At 66.4% G+C, this 23,970-nt stretch carries 24 protein-coding genes; 9 read left to right on the top strand and 15 right to left on the bottom strand.

Going from position 1 to position 23,970, the window contains the following annotated elements:
• Window positions 1–20: 20 nt before the first annotated feature.
• Both ABIB42_RS07640 and ABIB42_RS07635 read left to right on the top strand, forming a co-directional pair.
• Window positions 21–941 carry a DMT family transporter gene (locus ABIB42_RS07640; RefSeq protein WP_005668022.1) on the top strand — a complete coding sequence of 307 codons (921 nt, stop codon included), beginning with the start codon at window positions 21–23 and terminating at the stop codon, window positions 939–941.
• Window positions 942–957: 16 nt separating this feature from the next.
• On the top strand, window positions 958–1,812 hold the full coding sequence (locus ABIB42_RS07635; protein WP_005668020.1) for a sulfurtransferase: 855 nt from the start codon (window positions 958–960) through the stop codon (window positions 1,810–1,812).
• A gap of 34 nt (window positions 1,813–1,846) precedes the next feature.
• On the opposite strand, the gene ABIB42_RS07630 is transcribed toward ABIB42_RS07635, so the two are convergent.
• Both ABIB42_RS07630 and ABIB42_RS07625 read right to left on the bottom strand, forming a co-directional pair.
• Complete coding sequence (locus tag ABIB42_RS07630; RefSeq protein ID WP_005668018.1) at window positions 1,847–2,581, bottom strand: ZIP family metal transporter; 735 nt, start codon at window positions 2,579–2,581, stop codon at window positions 1,847–1,849.
• 163 nt (window positions 2,582–2,744) lie between these two features.
• Complete coding sequence (locus ABIB42_RS07625; RefSeq protein ID WP_429248172.1) at window positions 2,745–3,629, bottom strand: dienelactone hydrolase family protein; 885 nt, start codon at window positions 3,627–3,629, stop codon at window positions 2,745–2,747.
• A 138-nt stretch (window positions 3,630–3,767) separates the two neighbouring features.
• Here ABIB42_RS07625 and ABIB42_RS07620 point away from each other — a divergent pair, with 138 nt between their 5' ends.
• A complete protein-coding gene (locus tag ABIB42_RS07620; RefSeq protein WP_005668015.1) occupies window positions 3,768–4,781 on the top strand; it encodes a serine hydrolase domain-containing protein in 1,014 nt (337 codons plus the stop codon).
• Between the two features lie 12 nt (window positions 4,782–4,793).
• Here ABIB42_RS07620 and ABIB42_RS07615 read toward each other — a convergent pair whose 3' ends face one another.
• Window positions 4,794–5,084: a glutathione S-transferase N-terminal domain-containing protein gene (locus ABIB42_RS07615; RefSeq protein ID WP_005668013.1), complete on the bottom strand. Its 291-nt coding sequence runs from the start codon at window positions 5,082–5,084 to the stop codon at window positions 4,794–4,796.
• Between the two features lie 56 nt (window positions 5,085–5,140).
• The gene (gene polA, locus ABIB42_RS07610; protein WP_429248187.1) at window positions 5,141–7,912 is read right to left on the bottom strand and encodes a DNA polymerase I; all 2,772 of its coding nucleotides are present in this window, start codon (window positions 7,910–7,912) and stop codon (window positions 5,141–5,143) included.
• A gap of 200 nt (window positions 7,913–8,112) precedes the next feature.
• Here polA and ABIB42_RS07605 point away from each other — a divergent pair, with 200 nt between their 5' ends.
• The 3 genes from ABIB42_RS07605 (at window position 8,113) to ABIB42_RS07595 (ending at window position 10,426) form a co-directional block, all read left to right on the top strand.
• Window positions 8,113–8,616: a hypothetical protein gene (locus tag ABIB42_RS07605; RefSeq protein ID WP_005668010.1), complete on the top strand. Its 504-nt coding sequence runs from the start codon at window positions 8,113–8,115 to the stop codon at window positions 8,614–8,616.
• 61 nt (window positions 8,617–8,677) lie between these two features.
• Entirely contained in the window at window positions 8,678–9,646 is a 969-nt protein-coding gene (locus ABIB42_RS07600; RefSeq protein ID WP_005668007.1) for a homoserine kinase, read from the top strand.
• Window positions 9,647–10,426 carry a BPSS1780 family membrane protein gene (locus ABIB42_RS07595; RefSeq protein WP_005668006.1) on the top strand — a complete coding sequence of 260 codons (780 nt, stop codon included), beginning with the start codon at window positions 9,647–9,649 and terminating at the stop codon, window positions 10,424–10,426.
• 38 nt (window positions 10,427–10,464) lie between these two features.
• Here the strand turns inward: ABIB42_RS07595 and ABIB42_RS07590 are convergent, their stop codons facing one another.
• From ABIB42_RS07590 to ABIB42_RS07555, 8 genes are all read right to left on the bottom strand, one after another.
• Window positions 10,465–12,792: a UvrD-helicase domain-containing protein gene (locus ABIB42_RS07590; RefSeq protein WP_429248171.1), complete on the bottom strand. Its 2,328-nt coding sequence runs from the start codon at window positions 12,790–12,792 to the stop codon at window positions 10,465–10,467.
• 83 nt (window positions 12,793–12,875) lie between these two features.
• Complete coding sequence (locus tag ABIB42_RS07585) at window positions 12,876–13,163, bottom strand: MSMEG_0570 family nitrogen starvation response protein (RefSeq protein ID WP_429248170.1); 288 nt, start codon at window positions 13,161–13,163, stop codon at window positions 12,876–12,878.
• Window positions 13,156–14,145: a sll0787 family AIR synthase-like protein gene (locus tag ABIB42_RS07580; protein ID WP_005668001.1), complete on the bottom strand. Its 990-nt coding sequence runs from the start codon at window positions 14,143–14,145 to the stop codon at window positions 13,156–13,158. Before ABIB42_RS07580 ends, ABIB42_RS07585 begins: the two co-directional genes overlap by 8 nt.
• Complete coding sequence (locus ABIB42_RS07575) at window positions 14,142–15,245, bottom strand: MSMEG_0568 family radical SAM protein (protein WP_005667999.1); 1,104 nt, start codon at window positions 15,243–15,245, stop codon at window positions 14,142–14,144. Before ABIB42_RS07575 ends, ABIB42_RS07580 begins: the two co-directional genes overlap by 4 nt.
• A complete protein-coding gene (locus tag ABIB42_RS07570) occupies window positions 15,242–16,234 on the bottom strand; it encodes a Nit6803 family nitrilase (RefSeq protein ID WP_429248169.1) in 993 nt (330 codons plus the stop codon). The genes ABIB42_RS07575 and ABIB42_RS07570 overlap by 4 nt, the downstream gene beginning before the upstream one ends.
• Window positions 16,235–16,256: 22 nt before the next feature.
• Window positions 16,257–16,739 carry an MSMEG_0572/Sll0783 family nitrogen starvation response protein gene (locus ABIB42_RS07565; RefSeq protein WP_005667995.1) on the bottom strand — a complete coding sequence of 161 codons (483 nt, stop codon included), beginning with the start codon at window positions 16,737–16,739 and terminating at the stop codon, window positions 16,257–16,259.
• A 283-nt stretch (window positions 16,740–17,022) separates the two neighbouring features.
• Window positions 17,023–18,309, bottom strand: a complete 1,287-nt coding sequence (locus tag ABIB42_RS07560) for an MSMEG_0569 family flavin-dependent oxidoreductase (protein ID WP_429248168.1) — start codon at window positions 18,307–18,309, stop codon at window positions 17,023–17,025.
• Window positions 18,306–18,881 (bottom strand): MSMEG_0567/Sll0786 family nitrogen starvation N-acetyltransferase, encoded by a 576-nt coding sequence (locus ABIB42_RS07555; RefSeq protein ID WP_429248167.1) that lies wholly within the window; start codon window positions 18,879–18,881, stop codon window positions 18,306–18,308. Before ABIB42_RS07555 ends, ABIB42_RS07560 begins: the two co-directional genes overlap by 4 nt.
• A gap of 316 nt (window positions 18,882–19,197) precedes the next feature.
• On the opposite strand from ABIB42_RS07555, the gene ABIB42_RS07550 reads away from it, so the two are divergent.
• Window positions 19,198–20,610, top strand: a complete 1,413-nt coding sequence (locus ABIB42_RS07550; RefSeq protein ID WP_005667989.1) for a PLP-dependent aminotransferase family protein — start codon at window positions 19,198–19,200, stop codon at window positions 20,608–20,610.
• 21 nt (window positions 20,611–20,631) lie between these two features.
• Here the strand turns inward: ABIB42_RS07550 and ABIB42_RS07545 are convergent, their stop codons facing one another.
• Entirely contained in the window at window positions 20,632–20,991 is a 360-nt protein-coding gene (locus ABIB42_RS07545) for a hypothetical protein (protein WP_429248166.1), read from the bottom strand.
• Window positions 20,992–21,148: 157 nt separating this feature from the next.
• Window positions 21,149–21,550, bottom strand: coding sequence for a GFA family protein (locus tag ABIB42_RS07540; protein ID WP_429248165.1), 402 nt, complete (start codon window positions 21,548–21,550; stop codon window positions 21,149–21,151).
• 239 nt (window positions 21,551–21,789) lie between these two features.
• Here ABIB42_RS07540 and ABIB42_RS07535 point away from each other — a divergent pair, with 239 nt between their 5' ends.
• A complete protein-coding gene (locus ABIB42_RS07535; RefSeq protein WP_429248164.1) occupies window positions 21,790–22,335 on the top strand; it encodes an SRPBCC family protein in 546 nt (181 codons plus the stop codon).
• 47 nt (window positions 22,336–22,382) lie between these two features.
• Here ABIB42_RS07535 and hpaR read toward each other — a convergent pair whose 3' ends face one another.
• The gene (hpaR, locus tag ABIB42_RS07530; protein WP_005667982.1) at window positions 22,383–22,871 is read right to left on the bottom strand and encodes a homoprotocatechuate degradation operon regulator HpaR; all 489 of its coding nucleotides are present in this window, start codon (window positions 22,869–22,871) and stop codon (window positions 22,383–22,385) included.
• 146 nt (window positions 22,872–23,017) lie between these two features.
• Here hpaR and ABIB42_RS07525 point away from each other — a divergent pair, with 146 nt between their 5' ends.
• Window positions 23,018–23,959, top strand: a complete 942-nt coding sequence (locus ABIB42_RS07525; protein WP_005667980.1) for a bestrophin family protein — start codon at window positions 23,018–23,020, stop codon at window positions 23,957–23,959.
• Window positions 23,960–23,970 lie beyond the last annotated feature (11 nt).

Genomic DNA, 23,970 nt, shown 5'->3' with positions numbered 1-23,970 from the left:
GGTCCTTCACTGGAAATCCGATGGCTTCCCTCTGGATGTTGTACGCCAGCTTCGCGTTCGCCGCCATGGGCGCGGGCGTGAAGCTGGCTTCCGAGTTCTATTCCACCTCCGAACTCCTGATGTACCGGGGCCTGATCGGCACCCTCATCCTGCTGTTCATGGTGCGCCGCCAGGGCGGCACCTTCAAGACGGATTTCGGCAAGGCCCACCTGTGGCGCAGCCTGGTCGGCGTGACCTCGCTGTGGCTGTGGTTCTTCGCGATCGGCCGCCTGCCGCTGGCCACGGCGATGACGCTCAACTACATGGCGCCGATCTGGATCGCGGCCGGGATGTTCGTCATGGGCTGGTGGACCAAGACCAAGCATGCCGAGTGGCCGCTGGTGGTGGCGATCGCCTCCAGCTTCTTCGGCGTGACCATGGTGCTGCAGCCGGCGGTCGAGAGCAACCAGTGGCTGGGCGGCCTGGCCGGCGTGTGCTCGTCGATGATCTCGGCCATGGCCTATATGCAGGTGCGCAAGCTCGGCCAACTGGGCGAACCCGAATACCGCGTGGTGTTCTACTTCTCGCTGACCACGACCCTGGTCGGCCTCGCCGCCACACTGGCCGGCGACGGCCCGCAAGGCGCCCTGTTCCATGGGCACACGGCCTACGGCTTCCTGCTGCTGCTGGGAATCGGCGGCGCCGCCCTGATCGCCCAGATGTGCATGACCCGCGCCTACCGCGTGGGCAAGGTGCTGGTGGTGGCCAACCTGCAGTACACCGGCATCGTGTTTTCCACCCTGTGGGGCCTGATCCTGTGGGGCGACGCCTTCGACTGGCACGTGTGGCTGGGCATCGGCGTGATCCTGCTCTCGGGACTGGCCGCGACGTTCTACAATACCCGCAAGACGGCGCGCGGCGCCGTCGTCAAGGACCAGGACCCCGTGGTCAGCGAATCGTAGAAGGAGACTTAACGCCATGTTCAAGACCCTGATTTCGGCCAGCCAGCTGGCCGCCCATATCGACGACCCGAAATGGGTGGTGGTGGACTGCCGCCACGACCTGGTGAACCTCGCCGCCGGCCGTGACGGCTATGCCGCCGGCCACCTGCCGAACGCGGTGTTCGCCGACATCGAGACCGTGCTGTCGGGCGCCAAGCGCGGGCCTGACGGCGTGTTCCTCGGCCGCCATCCGCTGCCCGAGAAGGAAGCGCTGGCGCAGGCCCTGCAGGCTTTCGGCATTGATGACGACACGCAAGTGGTCGCCTACGACGCCCACGGCGGCATGTTCGCGGCGCGCCTGTGGTGGCTGCTGCGCTGGCTGGGCCACGAGGCGGTGGCGGTGCTCGACGGCGGCATGGCGGCCTGGCAGGCGCTGGGCCAGCCCTTGTCGACCGAGACGCCCGCCAGGCCGCGCGGCAGCTTGAGCGTGCGTGCGCCCTTCGTGCCGACCGTGACGGTGCGCGAAGTGATGGACAACCTGGAAAGCGGCCAGCGCATCGTGATCGACGCCCGCGCGGCCGACCGCTTCCGCGGCGAGAACGAAACGATCGACCCGGTGGGCGGCCACATCCCGGGCGCGAAGAACCGCTTCTTCAAGGACAACCTGCAGGCGGACGGCCGCTTCAAGGCCCCGGAAGACCTGCGCGCGGAGTTCGGCGCCCTGGTCGACGATCCGCAGCGCGCCATCATGCAGTGCGGATCGGGCGTGACCGCCTGCCACAACCTGCTGGCGCTGGAAGTGGCGGGCCTGCCGGGCGCCAGCCTGTATCCGGGATCGTGGAGCGAGTGGGTGGGCGACGCCTCGCGGCCGGTCGCGAAAGGCGCGGATTGAACGACAAAGGGCTTCTTCGCGAAGCCCTTTTTCTTTAGAAGGCGTGCAGCGCCACCACGATCGCCACCCCGAGGGCGATCAGGAACACCTGCGGCACCGACTCCTTCAGGGTCGCGCGGCGCTGCATCTGCGGCATCAGGTCGCTCACCGCGATATAGATGAAGCCCGACGAGGCGAACACCAGCACATAGGGAATCAGGCCGCTGGCCTGGTCCAGCGTGAAGTAGCCCAGCAGGCCGCCCGCCACCGCCAGCAGGCTGCACAGCAGGTTGAACACATAGGCGCGCAGGCGCGAGAAGCCGGCGTTGAGCAGCACGATGAAGTCGCCGATCTCTTGCGGGATTTCGTGGGCGACGATGGCCAGCGCGGTCACGATGCCCACCTCCGGGTCGGCCAGGAAGGCCGCCGCGATCAGGATGCCGTCGGTGAAGTTGTGCATGCCGTCGCCAAGCAGGATCATCCAGCCCGACTTGCCGGCCTCGCGCGCGTCATGGCCGTGGGCGTGGTGGTGTCCGTCGCCCTCGTGGTGGTGCGAATGGCGCAGCAGCGCCACTTTTTCCAATAAAAAGAAGGCCAGCAGGCCCGCCAGCAGGGTGGCGAACAGGCTCTTGATGTCGGCGCCCGATTCGAACGCTTCCGGCAGCGCGTGCAGCAGCGACGTCGCCAGCATGATGCCGACCGACAGGCTGACCATCTTTTCGACCACTTTCGACAGCAGGGCGAACGAGAAAAGCGCAGCCCCGGAAATGCTGACGACGCCGGCGATCACGGTCGCCAGCAGGATGGAACTCAGGGTCGGGTCGATAAGCGGGTCGATTTGAAAGCCTCTTGTTCTGTTCTTGCGACGATCCGCAAACCGGGCATTGTACCGCTCCCGGCCCGCGCTCGTCCAAGAGCCTGCCCAAAGCGGCAGGCTCGCAGGCCGTCGCCCGTCAGGCGACGCCGTGCTTGCGGAACCAGGCCAGCGCGCGGTTCCAGCCGTCCTTGGCGTCGGCCTCGTTGTAGGTCGGGCGGTAGTCGGCGTGGAAAGCGTGGTCGGCGTCCGGATACACGTGGATCGTCGAGCGGCTGTTGCCCTTGTCCAGGGCGGCCTGCATGCGCTTGACCGTGTCCAGCGGGATGCCGTCGTCCTTGCCGCCGTACAGGCCCAGCACCGGCACCTTGAGGTTCTGGGCCACGTCGATCGGGTGCTTCGGCGTGTTCGGGGTCGCCTCGCCCACCAGGCGGCCGTACCAGGCCACGCCGGCCTTGACGTCCAGGTTGTGCGCGGCGTACAGCCAGGTGATGCGTCCGCCCCAGCAGAAACCGGTGATCCCCAGTTTGGTGGTGTCGCCGCCACGCTGCTTGGCCCAGGCCACGACGGTGTCGAGGTCGGACATGACTTGCGCGTCCGGCGTTTTGGAGACGATGTTCTTGATCAGGTCCGGAATGGCCTCGACCTTGGTCGCGTCGCCCTGGCGCACGAACAGGTCGGGCGCGATCGCCATATAGCCCTGCTTGGCGAAGCGGCGCGCCACGTCCTTGATGTGCTCATGCACGCCGAAGATCTCGGACACCACCAGGATGACCGGGACGTTGGTCTTGCCGCGCGGCTGGGCGCGGTAGACGGGCACGTCCTGGCCTTCGATGACCAGGATGCTGTCAGCGGCGTCGAGGCCCTCGGCATCGGTCTGGATCCGGGTCTGCGCGACCACCGGCAGCGCGGCCGCGGCGAAACCGGTGCCGACCGCCGCCTTCAGGAAGTCGCGCCGCTTCACGCCGTCGTCGTAGGCGCTGGCGCCCAGCAGGCTGTGGGCATCGTTGACGAGATCTTTCATGGACATCCCCTTTCTGGTCAGAGTTGGACAGGCTTGCCAGTTTAGCATCGCTTGCGGCGACTGCACGCGCGGCACGGACGAGCGTCAGGCGGCTGAGCTTATACTTGTCGGCTCATAGTGGACAAGACAGGGATTTTCGTGCACCGGCTGGAAGACCATTTCACGCAACTGCAATCGACCTTACCGCCGGACGGCCCGGGCTTCAGCGCCGCCGTCCTGTGCGACGGCAAGGCCGTATTCGAGCTTCACCACGGCATGGCCTCGCTCGAACTGAAGGTGCCCTTGGGCTCCGACTCGGCGTATTACCTCGCCTCCGAATCCAAGCAGTTCACCGCCGCCTGCGTGCTGTCGCTGGTGCGCGCGGGCGCCATCGGGCTCGATGACGACGTTTGCATCCACCTGCCGGAACTGGCGAAGTTCGAACAACCCTTCCCGCTGCGCAGCCTGCTCAATCACAGCAGCGGCATCCCGGACTATTTCCAGTTCATCGAATCCCAGTTGTCGCGCCACGAGGCCGACTATTTCGACAACCGGATGATCCTGCAGGTGATCGCTCGTCTCGACACCGTCACCTTCCCCACGTCGACCGGATACCGCTACAGCAATAGCAACTACATCCTGCTTGCCACCCTGGTGGAGCGCCTGAGCGGCAGGTCGCTCGGCCGCTATGCGCGAGAAAAGCTGTTCGATCCGCTGGGAATGCGGCGCATCGTGTTCGACGAGGACCGCTTCAGTATCATCGAACACCGGGTCTTCAGCTATGAAGCCGATCGCGCGCGTCCCTTCGGCTACAAGCAGCACCTGGGCAATGCCAACACGGTTGGAGATGGCGGCGTCTACGCGAGCGTCAATGAACTGCTGCGCTGGGAAAAAGAATGGCATCGCCAATGGGCCGATCCAGCGAGTCTGTTGCGCGCGATGCTGCAGGCTTCGCCCTTGCTGGACGGTTCGGTGCCGGCTTACCGCTTCGGGCTGGAGGTGATCCAGCGCGCAGGCCATGACGTCGTATTCCACAGCGGCGGCCTGTGGGGATTCGACACGCTGATCCTCAGGATACCGGCCCACCGCATGTCGGTCATCCAGCTGGCGAACTGCGAGGCGGCGCAATCCGATATGGAAAAGATCGTGGCTGCCGCCCTTGATCAACAATGATCGGAACGGCGCCTACCTGGCCTGGTCGAACAGCAGCGGCATCTCGCCGTCGACTGCGAGCCGTTCCATATCGCTGCGCACCGCCGGCGGGAACTGTAGCCCGTCGACGATGCTCAGCGAACGCAGAATCGGCCACAGCTTGGCGTCGCCGATGATCGGCACGGCCTTCTTGCCGACCAGGCGCGTGGGCGTCTCGGCATCGTCTTCCATGACGACGATGATCTCGAAGGGCAGATTCTTCAGGCCCAGGGCCAGCCGCGCGCGGCTGCAGAAAGGGCAATGCTCGTCTATATAGAGTTTCAAGAGTCCTCCATGGACGATGTGCAGGCGCCTGGCCGCGTCCCTACATCAGTACGCTATCAGTGCGCCTCTTCCCAGTTCTTGCCGACACCGGTCTCGGCCAGCAGCGGCACGTCGAGCTTGGCCACACCCGCCATCAGCTCCGGCAGCTTGACCCGCACCAGTTCCAGCTCGGCTTCCGGCACCTCGAGCACCAGTTCGTCGTGCACCTGCATGATCATGCGCGTGCCCAGCTTCTCGTTCTCGATCCAGCCCTGCACCGCGATCATCGCCAGCTTGATCAGGTCGGCCGCCGTGCCCTGCATCGGCGCATTGATCGCCGCGCGTTCGGCGCCGGCGCGGCGCGGGCCGTTCGGCGAATTGATCTCGGGCAGCCACAGGCGGCGGCCGAACACGGTCTCGACGTAGCCGCGCGCCTTCGCTTCCAGGCGCGTGTTGTCCATGTACTGCTTCACGCCCGAGAAGCGCGCGAAATAGCGGTCGATGTAGCTCGAGGCGGCCGAACGCTCGATGCCCAGGTTCTGGGCCAGGCCGAAGGCGCTCATGCCATAGATCAGGCCGAAGTTGATCACCTTCGCGTAGCGGCGCTGCTCGCTCTGCACGTCGGCCGGCGGGATGCCGAAGATCTCGGCGGCGGTGGCGCGGTGGATGTCCTCGCCGTCGGCGAAAGCCTTGAGCATGGCCGCGTCGCCCGAGATATGCGCCATGATGCGCAGCTCGATCTGCGAATAGTCGGCCGAGACGATCACGTGGCCGGGGGCGGCAATGAAGGCTTCGCGGATGCGGCGGCCTTCGGCGTTACGCACCGGGATGTTCTGCAGGTTCGGCTCGTTCGACGACAGGCGGCCGGTGATCGCCACCGCCTGCGCATAGTTCGTGTGCACGCGGCCGGTGTTCGGGTTGACCATCTTCGGCAGCTTGTCGGTATAGGTCGACTTCAGCTTCGACATGCCGCGGTGCTCGAGCAGGATCTTCGGCAGCGGATAATCTTCGGCCAGCTTTTGCAGCACCTCTTCGTCGGTCGACGGCGCGCCGGTGGCGGTCTTCTTGATCACCGGCAGGCCGAGCTTGCCGAAGAAAATCTCGCCGATCTGTTTCGGCGAACCCAGGTTGAACGGGCCGCCGGCCGCTTCATAGGCCTGCTGTTCCAGTTCCATCATGCGCTTGCCCAGCTCGCCCGATTGCACGTCGAGCAGCGCGCTGTCGATCAGCACGCCGTTGCGCTCGATCTTGTGCAGCACTTCCATGGTCGGCATCTCGATCTCGCGGTAGATGTAGGCGAGGCCCTTGTCCTTCTCGACTTCCGGCAGCATGCTCTGGTGCAGGCGCAGGGTGATGTCCGAATCCTCGCCGGCGTACTCGGTGGCGCGCGCCAGCTCGACCTGGTCGAAGCAGATCTGCTTGGCGCCCTTGCCGCACACGTCCACGTAGGGAATCGTGGTGTAGCCGAGGTGGCGCATCGCCATCGTGTCCATATCGTGCGGCTTGTGCGACTCGAACACATACGATTGCAGCAGCGTGTCGTGCACGATGCCCTTCAAGGTCACGCCATGGTTGGCGAAGATGTGCATATCGTACTTGAGGTTCTGGCCCACCTTCGGCTTGGCTGGATTCTCGAGCCAGCCGCGCATCTTTTCCAGCACGTGCTCGCGCGACAGCTGGTCCGGCGCGCCGGCATAGCGGTGCGCCACCGGGATGTAGGCGCCCTTGCCCACCTCGACCGACAGCGAGATGCCGACCATCTCGGCCGCCATCGGGTCGAGCGAGGTGGTTTCGGTGTCGACCGAGGTCAGCTCGGCCGCGTCGACCAGCGCCAGCCATTTGTCGAGCTGCTCGTCGGTGAGAATCGTTTCGTATTCACCCTTGATGACCGGCATGCCGGCCAGGGTGGCCGCGCCTTCCGGCGAGTTCAGCGGCCCGCCGCCCGGCGCGCTGCCGGCGGCCGGACGCACGCTGCCATCGGTCGCCTTGGCGCCGCCCAGGTCGCGCAGCATGGTCTTGAAACCATAGCGCTGGAAAAAGTCGCGCAGCGCCTCGGCGTCTTCCGGACGGCCGACCAGCGACTCTTCGAACGAGATCACGTGCTTGACCAGGTCGCAGTCGGTCTTGACGGTGATCAGTTCGCGCCCCTTCGGCAGCCACTCCAGGGCCGCCTGCAGGTTGGCGCCGACGGCGCCGCCGATGCTGGCCGCGTTCTCGATCACGCCATCGAGCGAGCCGTGCAGGGTGAGCCACTTGACGGCCGTCTTGGGGCCGCACTTGGCCACGCCCGGCACGTTGTCGACGGTGTCGCCGATCAGGGTCAGGTAGTCGATGATGCGGTTCGGCGCCACGCCGAACTTGGCCAGCACGCCGGCCTCGTCCATGCGCTCGTTGGTCATGGTATTGATCAGCATGACCTTGTCATTGACCAGCTGGGCCAGGTCCTTGTCGCCGGTCGAGACCACGGTGTTCATGCCGCGCGCGGTGGCCTGCACCGCCAGGGTGCCGATCACGTCATCCGCTTCGACACCATCCACCATCAGGATCGGCCAGCCCATGTAGCGCACCACTTCGTGGATCGGTTCGATCTGCTTGCCCAGGTCTTCCGGCATCGAGGCGCGCGTCGCCTTGTATTCGGGATACAGGTCGTCGCGGAACGTCTTGCCCTTGGCATCGAAGACGCAGGCGATGTAGGCGGCCGGAAAGTCGGCGCGCAGGCGGCGCAGCATATTGACCATGCCGTGCATGGCGCCGGTCGGGAAGCCGTCCGGGCTGCGCAGGTCGGGCAGCGCGTGGTAGGCGCGATAAAGATAACTGGAACCGTCAACGAGCAGCAGGGTATTGTCCATAAGGGGGGCGACATTCAGGAGTTCGGCAGGCGGCGCCATCGGTGGCGCCAGGGTAAGCGCCATTATCGCAGAATCCGCATCAGCAGCCGCGCCTGAGCTTCAAGGCACTTGCCCCTCTGTAAACATAAGGTTTTGGCACACTTTTCACTGGGCAGGGACGCTGTTTGCTACAATGGACTAAACGACATTAGGTGACCATCATGCTGCGCTCGACATCCCGCTTCGCCCTCCTGACGCTTTGCCTGCTCGCCGGCTCGGCCGCGGCCCAGCAGTCGGCGTTGCCCCCGACGCAACCGACGCCGACGCCGCCGCAGAACCAGCAGCGGCCCAGCGATGCGCCGCCCGAACTCGAACGCATCGAGCCGGGCAGCGACACGCCGGCCACCACGATTCCGCCACGCCAGCGCACCAAGATCACGGAGCGCCGCAGCAATGACGGCACGGTCACCCAGGTCGAGGTAGAAAGCGGCCCGAGCCGCTACACCATGAAGCCCAACGTTGCACCAGGTAACGCCCAACCCGGCGATGCCACCAGCAACAACATCCGTGCCCCACAATGGACGGTGATGGAATTCGACTTTGGCAATCCCAAGAAGCAGGACACAGCCGATCAGCCGGTCGCGCCGGCCCCCGCGCGTCCGGGCGTGCCCGCCCGCGCCGACGTGCCGCCACCGCCCGCGCTGGAGCCGACCACCAAACAATGATCCCACTGGCCGCGGCGCTTGTGTCGCGGCGGCGGGTTCTCACCTTCTCTTTTGTTAGCACATGGCAGTATTTACCGCGGTCTCGCTGGATGACCTTCACCAGTGGATCAAGCAGTACCCGCTCGGCCAGGCCGTCGGGCTCGAAGGCATTTCATCCGGCATCGACAACAGCAATTTTTTCTTGAGCACTGCGCATGGTCCACGGTCTGGCGAGTATGTGCTCACGATCTTCGAGAACCTGCGCTTCGACCAGCTCCCCTTCTACGTCAAGCTGATGGCCCACCTGGCCGAACGCGGCATTCCGGTGCCGGCGCCGGTGCCGAACACGGACGATGAACTGGTGGTCGCGCTGCACGGCAAGCCGGCGATCATCGTCAGCCGCCTGCAAGGCAGCTCGCAGCTCGACCCGCAGCCGGTGCACTGCGCCGAAGTGGGTCGCATGCTGGCGCGCATGCACCTGGCGGCCCAGGATTTCACCCTGCATCAACCCAATTTGCGTGGCCTGGACTGGTGGGTGGAGACCGCGCCGGCCGTCCTGCCGTTCTTGAATGAAGCCGAAGCCGCGCTGCTGCGCAGCGAAGTGGCCTACCAGAGCGAGTTCGCCGCCGGCGCCACCTATGCGCAACTGGCGCGCGGGCCCGTACACGCCGACCTGTTCCGCAACAACGTGATGTTCGAGGGCGAGCGCCTGAGCGGCTGCTTCGACTTTTATTTTGCCGGCGTCGACACCTGGCTGTACGACGTCGCCGTGACCGTCAACGACTGGTGCGTCGACCTGGCCACCGGCGTTCTTGACGCAGCCCGGGTGCGTGCGTTGCTGGACGCCTACCATGAGGTGCGGCCATTCACCGCAGACGAACAAGCCGCCTGGCAGCCGATGCTGCGCGCCGGCGCGCTTCGCTTCTGGCTGTCGCGCCTGTATGATCTGCATCTTCCCCGTGCGGCCGAGCTGTTGACGCCGCACGATCCGACCCATTTCGAACGCATCCTGCGCGAGCGCATCGCTTGCCCGGCGCCGAATTTGCCCTAAATGAACAATTTGCCTGCTATCACCGGCTGGATCTGGCTCAAACGCGGCGCCAGCCTGTTCCGTCAACAACCCGCGGCCCTCACCACGCTGCTGTTCGCCAACATCCTCATCAGCATCCTGATCAGCTCCGTGCCGCTGCTGGGACCGATGGTGGCGGTGGTCCTGATTCCGTCGTTCTCGATGGCTTTCATGATGGGTTGCTCGATGATCGAGAGCGGGCAGCGCGTCTCGCCCGCGGTGCTGCTGACGGGATTCCGCAAGCCGGTATTCCGCGAATTGTGCAAGGTCGGGGTGGTCTACCTGGCCGTGTCGCTGGTGCTGGCGCTGATCACCCGCCTCGCCGTCGATGAAACGTTCTGGGAGCAGGTCCGGGCCCAGGGCACGACCGGCACCCCGGCCGTGCTGGCGGGATCGGACGTGCTGGCGATGTTCCTGATCTTTGCGGTCGACGTCGCGGCGCTGATCTCGCTGTGCTTCGCCGCCCCGCTCACCTACTGGCAAAAGATGCCGCCGTTCAAGGCCGTGTTCTACAGCTTCTTTGCGGTGAAACGCAGTGCCGGCGTGTTCCTGGTCTTGCTGCTGGCCTGGTTCGCGATCTTCTTCGCGGTGTGCATGGTGATCGCCATGCTGCTGGGCGGGAATAATATCGCGCGGGTGGTGATCATGTGGGTGATCTTCCTGTTCATCCTGCTGCTGCAGTGCGCGATGTATGCGGGGTATCGGGAGATTTTCGGCAAGCCGGACACGGCGCCGGCTGACAAGGTCAGCCTCGAGAAATGATGTCGGCGGGTGGATGGCGCCGCCATCCACCATGAAGCTCAGCGCCCGATCTTCTCCAGCTTCGCGATCGACAAGTCCAGCACCTTCATCCCGGCCGAACCGAAATTGATCTGGGCCCGCGCCGCGCCGGCGCCGCCTTCGATATTGACGATCACGCCTTCGCCGAACTTGGCGTGCGACACGGATTCACCCACGCGCCAGCCGGTGCCGCGGCCGTTATCCGACTTCGACTTCTGCGTGATCTGCTGCGCGATCTTGTTGTCGCTGCCGCCTTCGCGGAACTTGGCGTCGTCCCAGGCCGTCGTCTGCTTGCGGCCAGCGAACCAGGCGGTCTGCACGCGCGGCGACAGCCACTTGAGCGCTTCTTCGGGCAACTCGTCGAAGAAGCGCGACTTCATGTTGAAGCGGGTCTGGCCGTGCAGCATGCGCTGCTGGGTAAAGCTCATGTACAGGCGCCGGCGCGCGCGCGTGATCGCCACGTACATCAGGCGCCGTTCTTCGTCCACGCCCTCGGCTTCGCGCGCGCTGCTCTCGTGCGGGAACAGGCCTTCTTCGAGGCCGGTGATGAACACCGCGTCGAATTCCAGGCCCTTGGCCGAGTGCACCGTCATCAGCTGCAATGCCTCTTGCCCGGCCTGGGCCTGGGCATCGCCCGCCTCGAGCGAAGCATGCGACAGGAAGGCGGACAAGGGCGACATCACGGTCGGCAGCGGCGCGCCGCCGTCGATGACCTCGATGCCGTCCTGGTAGACCACCGCCTTGCCGGCCTGGGCCTGAGATGGCGGGCCCAGATGGGCCGGCGCCTGGACGCCGAAGCCTTCTTCTTGCACGAACTGGGTCGCGGCGTTGACCATCTGCTCCAGGTTCTCGATGCGGTCGGCTCCTTCCTTCTCGTTGGCGTAATGCGTGAGCAGGGTGCTGCGCTCGAGCACCACGCGCACCAGCTCGGGCAGCGGCAATTGCTGGGTCTCGAAACGCGCGCCTTCGATCAATTTGACGAAGGCGCCCAGCGACGTGCCGGCCTTGCCGGACATATAGGGCACGGCCGCATACAGCGAGATGCCGTAGCTGTCGGCCGCCATCTGCAGCTGCTCGATCGAGCGCGCGCCGATGCCGCGGGTGGGGAAGTTCACCACGCGCAGGAAGGCCGAATCGTTGTGCGGATTATCCATCAGCTGCAGGTAGGCGATGGCGTGCTTGACCTCGGCGCGCTGGAAGTAGCGCAGGCCGCCGTACACGGTGTACGGCAGGCCGGCGGCGAACAGCGCGTGCTCGATCACCCGGCTCTGGGCATTGCTGCGGTACAGGATCGCGATCTCGTTGCGCGGCATGCCCTCGTTCATGAGGCTTTTCGCTTCTTCGATGATCCACTGCGCTTCTTCGAGGTCGGACGACGCCTCGTACACGCGCACCGGCTCGCCCTGGCCCGCATCCGTGCGCAGGTTCTTGCCCAGACGCTTGGTGTTATTGGCGATCAGGTAGTTGGCGCTGTCGAGGATGTGGCCGTGCGAGCGGTAGTTCTGCTCCAGCTTGATCAGGTTCTTGACCTGGTAGTCGCGCTCGAAGGCCGACATATTGCCGACGTTGGCGCCGCGGAAGGCATAGATGCTCTGGTCGTCGTCGCCGACGGCGAAGATGGCGCCGCCGCCGGTCTCGCCCTGCCCCGCCAGCAATTTCAGCAGGTTGTATTGCAAGTCATTGGTATCCTGGAACTCGTCGACCAGGATGTGGCGGAAACGCATCTGGTAGTGATGGCGCAGCGGGCCATTGCGCGCCAGCAGTTCATAGGAACGCAGCAGCAGCTCGGCGAAATCGACCACGCCTTCGCGCTGGCATTGCTGATCGTACAACTCATACAACTCGACCATGCGGCGCTCGATCGGGTCATACGCTTCGACCTGCGAGGCGCGCAGGCCCTGGTCCTTGGCGTTGTTGATGAAGTACATCAGGTTCTTGGCCGGATACTTCTCGTCGTCGACATTGTGCGCCTTGAGCATGCGCTTGATCAGCGACAGCTGGTCTTGCGAGTCGAGGATCTGGAACGTCTGCGGCAACGCGGCGTCGCGGTAGTGCGTGCGCAGCAGCCGGTTGCACAGGCCGTGGAAGGTGCCGATCCACATGCCGCGCGTATTAATCGGCAGCATGGCCGACAAACGCGTGAGCATCTCCTTCGCCGCCTTGTTCGTGAACGTCACCGCCATGATGCCGGCCGGCGACACCTGGTTGGTCTGGATCAGCCAGGCGATGCGCGTGGTCAGCACGCGCGTCTTGCCGGAACCGGCGCCGGCAAGGATCAGCGCGCTCTGCGAAGGCAGTGTAACTGCGGCAAGTTGTTCGGGATTGAGGTTGTGAAGAAGGGTCTGCATCCGGCCATTATACCGCCGCGATTTACTGTATGCCCATCCAGTTCGCGCCGCCGCAACGTTTGCCGGCTACGCTCAGGGCGAGCTCAAGGTGAAAACCGCTCGACCCGCACGACCGCGTCGCCATCGCCCTGGAAGGCAGCGGCCTTCGTCTCGATGCGCGCCAGCTGGTCCATGGCCGACGAGCAGGCGAAACCATATTTGGCGCGCACCCGCTCGCTGGCGGCGCCCAGCCCGCGGCGGCTGCGCGCCAGGAAGTCGGCCAGCGCATACGGCGTGCCGGCGGCCAGGTGCTCCTTGATGGCCGTCGACGGAGAATAGCAGTCGTCGGTGCTGGCATCCGGCCAGCGGACCAGAAAACGTACTTCAGGCATGGTTTGCTCCCCTATCGCGTTCTTCACCGCAGCCGATGAAGGCTTCCCGTTCGAAATCCCACAGCGTGACCCGTTCGGCGCCGCGCCGCAGCGTGACGGCGCTGCCCGCTTCCGTGCGGCCGATCGCGGCGCAGGCGATGCCGCGCGCCGCGAAGCGCGCCAGCACGGCGTCCAGGTGCTCGTCGGCGACGCTGAGCAAGAAGCCGTAGCTGGGGAAGACGCCCAGCCAGCGCGCCAGGTCGACGCCGTCCGGACGCGGCACCAGGTCGACGTCGATGACGGCGCCGATGCCCGAGCATTCGAGCAGCATCAGCGCCGTCCCGACCACGCCCGCCATGCTGATGTCCTTGGCCGCCGCCGCCAGGCCGTCCTCGGCCAGCGCCGGCAGGATCTCGAGGTCGGCGCGCAGGCGCTCCGGCGGCGCGCCGAGGCTCGTGTTCCAGTAGGCATACGGCTCCTGGAAGCGTCCGCGCAGGTCGATCGCGGCGACCAGGTGCTGGCCAGGTCGCGCATCGAAGCTGGTCAGCAGGCGGTGCGCGCGGCCGACGATGGCGACCGACAGCTGTTCGCGGTCGGTGCGCCGGTTGCTGTGGCCGCCGACGATGGGAACGCCATACGCGAGGGAGGCCGCCGCCATCCCCTCCAGCACCGGGGTGGCGGCGTCGCCGCCGCGGCTCCACAGCGCATCCACGACGGCGGTGGGCCGTCCGCCCATGGCATGGATGTCGCTCACGTTGACCATCACGCCGCAATAGCCGGCGAACCAGGGTTCGCGCTCGACGAATTCGTTCAGGAAGCCTTCGATCGCGAACAGCAGGTAGCCGTCGCCGTCGGGGATCGCCGCGCAATCGTCGCCGATGGCGACGCCGCTGGGCGCGGCCCCGCGCAGGGCCGGCAGCACGCCCTCGATGTCGCGCTTGTGCGCGAAGCCGGGACTCGCGCGCAGGGATGCGGCGAGCGCTTCCAGTGTGGAGTCGCTCATGCCGCCGGCCGCTTTTCGTAGGTGGACAGGGTCGAGCAGGCGCCGCAGCGTCCGCAACCCGCCTTGATGTCGGCCGCGCGCAGATTGCCGCGCTCAAGGATCCCGGCCAGCGGCGCCAGGACGGCGCGCATGAAGGCGGCGTCGGGCGCCGGATGGTCTTCGAGCGGGGTGCCGGTGACGGGCACGAACGGCACCACGAAGGGATACACGCCCATGTCCACCAGACGCTCGCTCATGGCGAGGATCGCCTCCGGCGTGTCGCCCAGCCCGGCCAGGATGTAGGTGCTGACCTGGCCCGGGCCGAACACCGCGACCGCCGCCTCGAAGGCGCTGAAATAGCGCTTGAGCGGCACGCTCGCCTTGCCCGGCATGATGCGCGCGCGCACCGCCGGCGTCACGGCTTCCAGGTGCATGCCCAATGAATCGACGCCGGCATCGCGCATGCGCCGGAACCACGCGTCGTCGTCGGGCGGCTCGCACTGGCCCTGGATCGGCAGGTCCACCGCCGCCTTGACCGCGAACGCGCTCTCGCACAGGATCTGCGCGCCACGATCGGTCGCGTTCGGCGTGCCGGTGGTCATGACCATGTGCTTCACGCCGTCGAGCAGCACCGCGGCGCGCGCCACCTCGGCCAGCTGTTCCGGCGTCTTGCGCAGGATCGTGCGGCCGGCCGCCAGCGACTGGCCGATCGCGCAGAACTGGCAGGACTTGCGCCGGCTTTCGTAGCGGATGCAGCTTTGCAGGACCGTGGTCGCCAGCACGTCGGCGCCGTGCAGGGTGGCGATCTTGGAGTACGGCACGCCATCGTAGGTCTGCAGCTTGTAAAAGCGCGGCTGGCGCGGGAAGGACACCACGGCCAGCTCGATCCCGTCGCGCACGATGCGCGTCGAGCCGTCGGCGCGCGGCGCGGCGACATAGGGCGAGCTCCAGGCGCCCGCCGTGTGCACCGGGATCATCACCGTGTGGCCATCGATCGTGACCGCCTTGTGGTCGGTCGGGCCGGCGCCGCCGCGCCGGCTCGGCGCGCCGATGCTGGTGTCGCCCAGCCGCAGTCCGACCGACTGCAGCTCGGCAATCAACTGCTGGTTCATGGGGTTCATGGCTGCTCCAGTGGTTGGGAAGAAGGTTCCGCGCCGCGTGTCTCCATCGCCTGGACCTGCGATTGCATGGGAGACGTCTGGCGCGGATCGATCATGAGGCTCAGGAGTTCGGGCCGCGCGTAGTGGCCCACCGAATCCATCATGCGCTTGCGTTTCGTGATCAGGGCCAGGTCCAGGTCGGCCACGACCATGCCTTCGCCGCTGCGCAGCGGCTCGGCCAGCAGCTTGCCTTCGGGCGAGACGATGGCTGTGAAGCAGCCGCCGCGCAGCGCCTTGCGGCGCTCCGGGTCCGGCGTGATCGCCTCGACCTGGGCGTCGGTGAGCCAGCCGGTGGCGTTCACGACGAAGCAGCCCGATTCCAGCGCATGGTGGCGGATGGTCACTTCCATCTGGTCGGCGAAGACCTGCCCCACCATCGAGCCGGGGAACTGGGCGGCATGGATTTCCTCGTGCTGCGCCATCAGCGCGTAGCGCGCCAGCGGGTTGTAGTGTTCCCAGCAGGCCAGCGCGCCGAGGCGGCCGACCGCACTGTCCACCACCTTCAGGCCGCTGGCGTCGCCCTGGCCCCAGACCATGCGCTCGTGGTAGGTCGGCGTGATCTTGCGCCGCTTGAGGATCAACTCGCCGTCGGCGTCGAACACCAGCTGGGTGTTGTACAGCGAGCCGTGGTCACGCTCGTTCACGCCGAGCACCACCACGACGCCATGGCGCCGCGCCGCGGCGCCGACGGCGTGGGTCACCGGACCCGGCACCGCCACCGCGCGCTCGTACAACAGCAAGTGCTCGGGACCTTGCTCGAAGGGCGGCCGGATGAAGGAGAAATAGGGGTAGTAGGGCACGAAGGTCTCCGGGAACACCGCCAGTTGCGCGCCCCGCGACGCGGCCTCGGCGATGGCGTCGCAGACCTTCGCGACGGTGCCGTCGGCGCTGTCCAGGCATGGTGCGATCTGCACCGCCGCCGCCCTGACCACCCTGTTCGCTTGGTTCATGGTGCCGCCCTCCTGTCGCTGACTACAGGGTCCAGGTATCGATGACGACCGCGTTGTCGCGCAGGTGCAGCAGCTTCAGGTCGAGCACGTCGAGCGGGCTGATGGGGCGGATGCCTTCGATCAGCGCCGGCTCACCATGGCCGTACAGCGCCTGCAGCGCGAAGCGGCAGGCATAGACCTTGCCGCCCTCTTCCATGAATTTGGTGAGCTGCTTGCTGTAGTTCTGGTGGCCGGGGAAGGCTTCGTCGCCGATGGTCGGGAAGCCGCGCTGGATGCCCAGGGTGACGCCCGGCCCGTACATCAGGATCGAGGTTTCGTATCCCTTGCGCTGCAGGCGGGTGGCCTGCAGCATGTTGACGAAACCGATCGAGCCTTCATAGGCCACCGTGTGGAAGGTTACCAGCGCTTTCTCGCCCGGCTTCGCCTTGACGTCCTCGAACACCTTCTCCTCGTAGTCCACGAAGAAGTCGCCTTTCTGGTGCTTGGCTTGGGTAACTGCTGGCATGGTAGTGCTCCTGTCTAGTGGTTGAATTGGCGCGGAAAAACGCGGTCCGCACAGGGGGATTGATTGCATGCTCCGTGCCAGTCAATGCCCTGGCGCGCGGACATTGAATGGAGCGTTTTCCATTCAAGCCGCCGTCCAAGAGGCATGCCGGCGCGGTGCGGGGCAGCGATCCGGTCAAACCGTCCAGTCAATGACGGCGGCGGGATCGAAGCACAGCGTGCCGGGGTTGCGTCGCGGCGGTGCGGCGCATGCCACATCACGGCGCGCGCTGCACCGGCGCATGTCAGGCATACCTCAGCGCCGGGGCGCCGCCTTGCGCCAGCGCGCCGATGTGCGCCGCCAGGTACTCGGCATCGCGCGCCACGCCCGAGAAGCGGCCCGAACCCCAGGTGTGCAGCCAGGGCAGGCCCAGGAAGTACAGGCCCGGCTGGCCGCTGACGCCGCGCGCGTGGACCGGATGGCCGCGCCCGTTGAAGACCGGCGCATTGACCCATTTGAAATCCGGCGCGAAGCCGATGCACCAGACCACGGCTGCGATGCCCTCGGCGCGCAGATCGAGCGTGTCGGCCAGCGCGCCGTCCGGCTCCCATGGCGCCACGTAGGCGGCGCCGGGCGGGGCATCGATGCCCTGGGACGCGATCCAGTTGTCGATCGAGGCGTTGATGCGGTTGTAGACCGCGTCGGCCTGGTCCAGGTTGGCCTTCAGGTCGGGGGCGAAGGCGAGCCGCGTGCCCTCCAGGCCGGTCAGGGTGCCGTGCAGCCGCATGCCCTGCAGCGCGAAGGCGCGCAGGTCGATGTCGCGGCCGCCGTCGCGGCCCGTGACGTAATGGTTGGTGTTGTCGCGCACGCCTTCGCGCAAGGGGTGTTCGCTCACCGCCTTGTCGTAGTAGCCCATGTCGGCCAGCCAGTCGACCACGTCGCGGCCGCGGTAGAAGCGCGCGCAGCGCGGCGCGTCGCCGGTGGCCAGGTGGACGCGGCGGCCGGCCAGGTGCAGGTCTTCCGCGATCTGCGCGCCGGACTGGCCGGAGCCGACCACCAGCACCGCGCCGTCGGGCAGGCCGTCCGGATTGCGGTAGTCGGCCGAGTGCAGCTGCACGATGTCGGCCGGCAGGCGCTCGGCCAGGCGCGGCACGATCGGCTCCTGGTAGCAGCCCGAAGCCACTACGACCTGGCCCGCGGTGGTGTCGCCGATGCTGGTGCGCAGCGCGAAGCCGCCGCTCGCCAAAGGCGCCACCTCGCGCACCTCGACGCCTTCGCGCACCGGCGCATTCACCTTGGCGATGAAGCCGTCCAGGTACTCGACGATCTGTTCGCGCCGCATGAAGCCGTGCGGATCGTCGCCGGCATACGGATGACCGGGCAGCCGGCATTGCCAGTTCGGGGTCACCAGCGAGAACGCGTCCCAGCGCTGGGTGCGCCAGGCGTGCGCCTGCACGTGTTTTTCGAACACGATGTGCCCGATGCCGGCCTGCTGCAGGTAGTAGCTCATGGACAGGCCGGCCTGGCCACCGCCGACGATGGCGACGTCGTAGTGCGCATCGAGCGCAGGCAGGATGGTGGGGGTGGTCATGCGGTTTCTCCGGTGGGAAGGTTGGAAGGCGACGCCGGCCTGGCCGCCAGCCCGGCATAGCCGGCTTGCGGGGTGTGGCAGGGCGGATAGCTGGCCAGGTCGGCCTGCATCAGGTGATGCGGCCGTCCCAGCAGGGTTTCCTCGTGCAGCACATGCCAGTCGAGGCGCTGGAACAGGGGCACGTTCTGGCTTTGCACGTGGGCGCGAAACACGCGGCAGCCCAGCGCGCCGGCGCTGGCGACCGCCAGGCGGATGAGGGTGATGCCGAGCCGGGCGTGCTTGCGCCATGCGGGATCGACGGCCAGCCGCGAACCGAACCACAGGCCGTCGCCTTCGTCATGGATGCGCACGGTGCCGATCACCTGGTCGGGCAGGCCGGCCAGGCACGACAGCGCGACCAGCAGCTGCGCGCGTTCGTCGACCGCGTCGCGGTCGTCGTGCGCGAAGATGCCCTGCTCTTCGCAGAACACGGCGCGGCGCAGGCGGTAGGCCTGCTCCGCCTCCCATGGCAGGGTGACCCATTTGACGCGAAACTCGCTGGGCAGATAGGCGAGAGGCAGCTCGTTCATCATGATCGTTCTCCTGGCGGGCGATGCCTGGATTGAATGCATGGGGCGTGCCAATCAATCGCGCCGGAGGCTCGACTTGACTGCACACGCCTGCGGTCATTTGCAGGCACGGCGCGCCCGCCCCTTCTGGCACGCGCCTTGCATCGGGACAGACGAGGGAGGCGGCTTTTTGCGTCGTCCGCGGGCTCCATACATTCGCTCCATACAATCGGCGCCAGGGGCCGCCACACGAGGTCGCGGATATCGCATCATCCGGGTGCGCGTTGAGCCTTTTCGGTGCCTGCGCGCGCCCGCAACAACGTCATGGAGGCCGGCAGCAATGAGCAAGAAATTCGATGGCTGGATGCCCAGGCTGAAGAAGGCGAACACGCCCGGCGCCCTGCCCTTCTACCAGCAGATCGCGAATGCGATCGCCGACGACATCACGACCGGGCGCCTGATGCCGGAGCAGCGCTTGCCGGCCCAGCGCCGGCTGGCCGCCGGCCTCGGGATCGACTTCACCACGGTGGCGCGCGCCTATGTCGAGGCGCAGCGGCGCGGGCTGGTCGATTCCACGGTGGGCCGCGGCACCTTCGTGTGCGGCAAGCGCCGTCCCGCCATCCCGCGCGCGGTCGAAGGGCGGCCGAACATCGACCTGTCGATGAACATGCCGCCCGAGCCGGCGTCGCCCGAACTGGCGCAGCTGATGCAGGCCGGCTATGCGGAAGTCGGCGCCCACCTGCGCGACCTGCTGCGCTACCAGGACTTCTGCGGCTCGCGCGCCGATCGCGAGGCCGGTGCGCTGTGGCTGCGCCGGCGCGGCCTGGTGGTTCCCCAGGAACGGGTGCTGGTCACGCCGGGCGCCCAGTGCGCGCTGCTGGCGGTGCTGGGCGCGATCGCGCCCGCGGGCTCGGTCGTGTGCTGCGAAGAGCTGACCTATCCGGGGTTGCGCGCGCTGGCCGGCCAGCTGGGCCTGAAACTGGTGGGGTTGCCGATGGACGGCGAAGGCATCGATGCGGTCGCCTTCGCCGCCGCCTGCGCCCAGTACGCGCCGAAGGCGCTGTATTGCAATCCGACCCTGCTCAATCCGACCACGGCGGTGATGTCGGCGCAGCGGCGCCAGGCGCTGGTGGAGGTGGCGCGCTTTCATGGCGTGGCGATCATCGAGGACGACGCCTACGGCTTCCTGCCGCGTTCCGGCCCGCCGCCGCTGGCCAGCATGGGGCCGGACATCACCTTTTATATCGCCGGCCTCGCCAAATGCGTGGGCGCGGGCCTGCGCGTCGGCTTCCTGGTCGCCCCTGACGCCCATTACACGGCGCGCCTGACGGCCGCCATCCGCGCCACCACGACCATGGTCTCGCCGATCACGGCGGCGCTGGCGACGCGCTGGATCCGCGACGGCACGGCCGACCTGATGCTGGCCGCCATCCGCAAGGAATGCGCGGTGCGCCACAAGATCGCGCTGCGCGCCCTGCCCGACGCGAGCGTCGACGCCACGCCGGACAGTTTTCATCTATGGCTGCGGCTACCCGCGCCGTGGGGGCGCCGGCAATTCGCCGAGACGATGGCCGCGGCCGGGGTGGCGGTGGTCGCCAGCGATGCGTTCGCCGTCGGGGCGCCAGGCATGGCGCCGGAGGCGGTGCGGGTGTGCGTGGGCGGCATGGCCGACCGCTACCAGATCCAGCACGCGCTGGAGCTCATGGGGCAGGCGCTGCGCCATCCGCCCCCGTGCGTCGCGCATGGCGTGTGAACGCCGGCGCGCTTGCCGCCGCTAGACGCGCCTGACGAGCAGCGCGACGTCGATCTGGTCGTCGGCGCGCACGACCACTCGCTGGCCGATCACGGCGGTGCGGATCGGCGCCGCCAGGACTTCGTCGTTGCTGGTCAGCCTGGCCTGCACACGCAGATTGCCCTCGTAGTCCATGCGGGCGATCGTGAACTCCAGGGCCCACGGCGTATCGCCATGGACGCCACGCAAGGTGATGCGCTCGGCATTCTGCGCGACCACGACCGGCTTGCTGACTTGGCCGAACATGTCCAGCTTCAGCGCCACCTCGAATCCCGTATGGCGGGTGGTGTGACCAACCCCGGCCGGAGGCAAGGGGCGGGCTTGCGCAGCGGAGCCGACCATTCCCGCGAGTGCGGCAACAGGCAGGGCGAGGCAAAGTCGGCGGCGCAGGCGACTGGAAGATGGTGTGCTCATGGCGGTAGCTTTCCGGGAAGTCACGATGATTCCATACTCGCATCTTCCTGCATGGATCACAATGCCGTCCGCATGAAATTCGCTATTAACCTTCCGACCGCGTCTTCTGGTACTGCGGCAAGCCGTCCTGCAGCTTCAGCCAGCCCAGCCGGCTGCGGACAAAAGTGTGATCGGCCGGCGGCACCAGTTCCGGATCGTCGAGGCTGGCGGTGGCGAGGTCGATCTCGTCCGGCCAGCGTTCATCGTGCCAGGTGAGCGTGGCGCCGCACGACGGGCAGAAACTGCGCAGCGCATGTTCGCTGGAACGGAAGCGTTGCGGCGCGCTGGCGGTCCAGTGCAGGCTGGTCGTCCTGACGCTGAACCAGGCGAAAGCCGGGGCCCCCGACACCTTGCGGCAATCAAGGCAATGGCACAACGTGCTGTTGAATGGTTCGCCGTGCGCCTCGTAGCGCACCGCCCCGCAGAAGCATCCACCTTGCAAGCTCATCTGATTCTCCCCGACTTCATCGTCTTCGATTTCACACAGGAAACCACGTTAACGTCGCGCAACTTCTCATAAATGGGATTTCCCAGCCGCGCGCCCCCATCTTGTCTTTTCGCTTATTTTAATGACAGATTCGCGACAAGGTCGCGAACCCCGTCGCATGTGCATTCATTCGAGCCCAGGCGCGTGGGCCGGCCATCGTGCCGGCGCGGCGCGCCCGGGCGAAACCTAAGGAGAACACTATGTTGGGTCGTGTAGTTACCGTGGCCGCCCTGGCCGTCGGCGGCGCAATGCTGTCGAAGAAACTCAAGCAAAACCGTGGCTTTGGCGCCAGCTCGTCGATCGTCGAGACGATCGAAGTCAACGTGCCTGTGCGCACTGCCTATAACCAGTTCACCCAGTTCGAAGACTTCCCGCAATTCATGAAGAGCGTGAAAGAAATTCGCCAGCTGGACGACAAGCACCTGCACTGGAAGGCCAATGTGGCCGGCGAAGACAAGGAATGGGATGCCGAGATCACCGAGCAGATCCCGGACAACCGCATCGCCTGGCGCAGCGTCACCGGCGTCAAGAACGGCGGCGTGGTCACCTTCCACAAGATCTCGGACACCGTCACGCGCATCGCGCTGCAGATGGACTACGAGCCGGAAGGCCCATTGGAAACCCTGGGCGACGCCCTGGGCGCCGTGCGCATGGAAGCGCGTTCGAACCTGGCCAACTTCAAGGAGCTGCTCGAGAAGCGCGGCAGCGAGACCGGCGGCTGGCGCGGCAAGATCGACCAGCATTGATTGCTGGCTGACGCGGGATCGGCGGCGCGGCCGCCGATCCCGCACGTTCACGGCCGACGGCTATTCACCGCCTTCGTCGTCGCCGGCAACTCCACCCTCTCCACCGGCGTCGCCTGCGCCTCGATGAAACCCTCCAGCGCCCGCGACAGGTCGTCGACGACCTGGCTGCCATACGCTCCCTCGATCAATGTGTACTGCTGCTCGATCAGCGGTGCGATCTCGTCGATCAACTTGTCGCCCTTCGGCGCCAGCCGCACCCAGATGCGGCGCTGGTCGGCCGCCACGCGCTGGCGCTCGATCAGGCCCAGTTCTTCCATCCGCGACAGCACGCCGGTCATGCTCGGACTCAGGATCTGGCACAGGTCGCACATCTCGCGCGGTTCCAGCTGCCCGTGCTCGTCCAGCACGCGCAGGATGCGCCACTGCTGCTCGGTCACGCCAAAGTGGTTGAGGATGGGGCGAAAATGCGACATCAGCGATTCGCGCGCTTTCAGGAAAAGTTGGGGCAGGTTGCGGTGAGTGATACGGCGGGCCAATGCGTGCTCCGTGTTAAGTGTGTCTACGTCAAGAATGATCGCACAAGCACAAGCGCTTGACTGACTAAGATATTAGTGATTTACTGCGAATATATTAGTGAGTTTTCCTTGACTCCGTCTATTTTTTTGCGAATGCGGTCGGTACCGTGATTATCCGAGAGCGCCCTTCCGGGCTCAAGCTGTTCCTCCTGTTGCGCGGCTCGGTCCTGCCCCGCATCCTGCCTGTCCTGCTGGTCAATATTGCGGTGGCGACCCTGGTCACCTGGTCGCACGGCGACCTGTGGGACCTCAAGATCACCCTCACCACGATCCCCTTCACGCTGATCGGGCTGCCGATCGCGATCTTCCTCGGCTTTCGCAACAACTCGGCCTATGACCGCTTCTGGGAAGGCCGCAAGCTGTGGGGCGAGCTGGTGCTGCGCTGCCGGAACCTGGCGCGCCAGACCATGAGCCTGATCGACGACCCACGGCCTGCCCTCGCAAGCAATGGCTTGCAGGATACACGGGTTCGCATCATCTACCGCGCGATCGCCTTTGTCCACGCGCTGCGCGACCATCTGCGCGACCAGCCCGGCTCGCCCTACGTGGCCACCTTCCTGCTGCCGGACGAATACGAAGACATGGCGCGCGCCCGCAACAAGCCCGACAGCCTGATGCGCCACATGGGTGACGACCTGCAACGCTGCATCAAGGAGGGGCGCATCGAAGCCTGCCTGGCGGCCAACATCGACAACACCCTCTCAAGCCTGACCGCCGCCGCCGCGTCGTGCGAGCGCATCAAGAACACGCCCATCCCCTTTTCGTACACGCTGCTGCTGCACCGCACCGCCTATATCTACTGCTTCCTGCTGCCCTTCGGCCTGGTCGATTCGATCGGCTTCATGACGCCGTTCGTGGTCGCCATCGTGGCCTACACCTTCTTCGGCCTGGATGCGCTGGGCGACGAGCTGGAAGAGCCGTTCGGCATCGAACACAACGACCTGCCGCTGGACGCCATGTGCCGCGCCATCGAGATCGACCTGCGCAACGCGTTGCGTGACGAACACGTGCCGCCGCCTCTGCAGCCGGTCGCCTACTGCCTGACCTGATCCCCCCCTTC

The sequence above is a fragment of the Massilia sp. UYP32 genome, from assembly GCF_050434365.1.
GTDB classification, from domain to species: domain Bacteria; phylum Pseudomonadota; class Gammaproteobacteria; order Burkholderiales; family Burkholderiaceae_D; genus Telluria; species Telluria timonae.
The sequence above is the reverse complement of the archived record's forward strand: the minus strand, read 5'-3'. Positions and strand labels throughout refer to the sequence as shown.

Coding starts and splice junctions, on each gene's coding strand:
- ABIB42_RS07640 (WP_005668022.1), top strand. CDS start 21: ATGGCTTCCCTCTGGATGTTGTACGCCAGCTTCGCGTTCGCCGCCATG.
- ABIB42_RS07635 (WP_005668020.1), top strand. CDS start 958: ATGTTCAAGACCCTGATTTCGGCCAGCCAGCTGGCCGCCCATATCGAC.
- ABIB42_RS07625 (WP_429248172.1), bottom strand. CDS start 3,629: ATGAAAGATCTCGTCAACGATGCCCACAGCCTGCTGGGCGCCAGCGCC.
- polA (WP_429248187.1), bottom strand. CDS start 7,912: ATGGACAATACCCTGCTGCTCGTTGACGGTTCCAGTTATCTTTATCGC.
- ABIB42_RS07605 (WP_005668010.1), top strand. CDS start 8,113: ATGCTGCGCTCGACATCCCGCTTCGCCCTCCTGACGCTTTGCCTGCTC.
- ABIB42_RS07600 (WP_005668007.1), top strand. CDS start 8,678: ATGGCAGTATTTACCGCGGTCTCGCTGGATGACCTTCACCAGTGGATC.
- ABIB42_RS07595 (WP_005668006.1), top strand. CDS start 9,647: ATGAACAATTTGCCTGCTATCACCGGCTGGATCTGGCTCAAACGCGGC.
- ABIB42_RS07590 (WP_429248171.1), bottom strand. CDS start 12,792: ATGCAGACCCTTCTTCACAACCTCAATCCCGAACAACTTGCCGCAGTT.
- ABIB42_RS07585 (WP_429248170.1), bottom strand. CDS start 13,163: ATGCCTGAAGTACGTTTTCTGGTCCGCTGGCCGGATGCCAGCACCGAC.
- ABIB42_RS07580 (WP_005668001.1), bottom strand. CDS start 14,145: ATGAGCGACTCCACACTGGAAGCGCTCGCCGCATCCCTGCGCGCGAGT.
- ABIB42_RS07575 (WP_005667999.1), bottom strand. CDS start 15,245: ATGAACCCCATGAACCAGCAGTTGATTGCCGAGCTGCAGTCGGTCGGA.
- ABIB42_RS07570 (WP_429248169.1), bottom strand. CDS start 16,234: ATGAACCAAGCGAACAGGGTGGTCAGGGCGGCGGCGGTGCAGATCGCA.
- ABIB42_RS07565 (WP_005667995.1), bottom strand. CDS start 16,739: ATGCCAGCAGTTACCCAAGCCAAGCACCAGAAAGGCGACTTCTTCGTG.
- ABIB42_RS07560 (WP_429248168.1), bottom strand. CDS start 18,309: ATGACCACCCCCACCATCCTGCCTGCGCTCGATGCGCACTACGACGTC.
- ABIB42_RS07555 (WP_429248167.1), bottom strand. CDS start 18,881: ATGATGAACGAGCTGCCTCTCGCCTATCTGCCCAGCGAGTTTCGCGTC.
- ABIB42_RS07550 (WP_005667989.1), top strand. CDS start 19,198: ATGAGCAAGAAATTCGATGGCTGGATGCCCAGGCTGAAGAAGGCGAAC.
- ABIB42_RS07545 (WP_429248166.1), bottom strand. CDS start 20,991: ATGGTCGGCTCCGCTGCGCAAGCCCGCCCCTTGCCTCCGGCCGGGGTT.
- ABIB42_RS07540 (WP_429248165.1), bottom strand. CDS start 21,550: ATGAGCTTGCAAGGTGGATGCTTCTGCGGGGCGGTGCGCTACGAGGCG.
- ABIB42_RS07535 (WP_429248164.1), top strand. CDS start 21,790: ATGTTGGGTCGTGTAGTTACCGTGGCCGCCCTGGCCGTCGGCGGCGCA.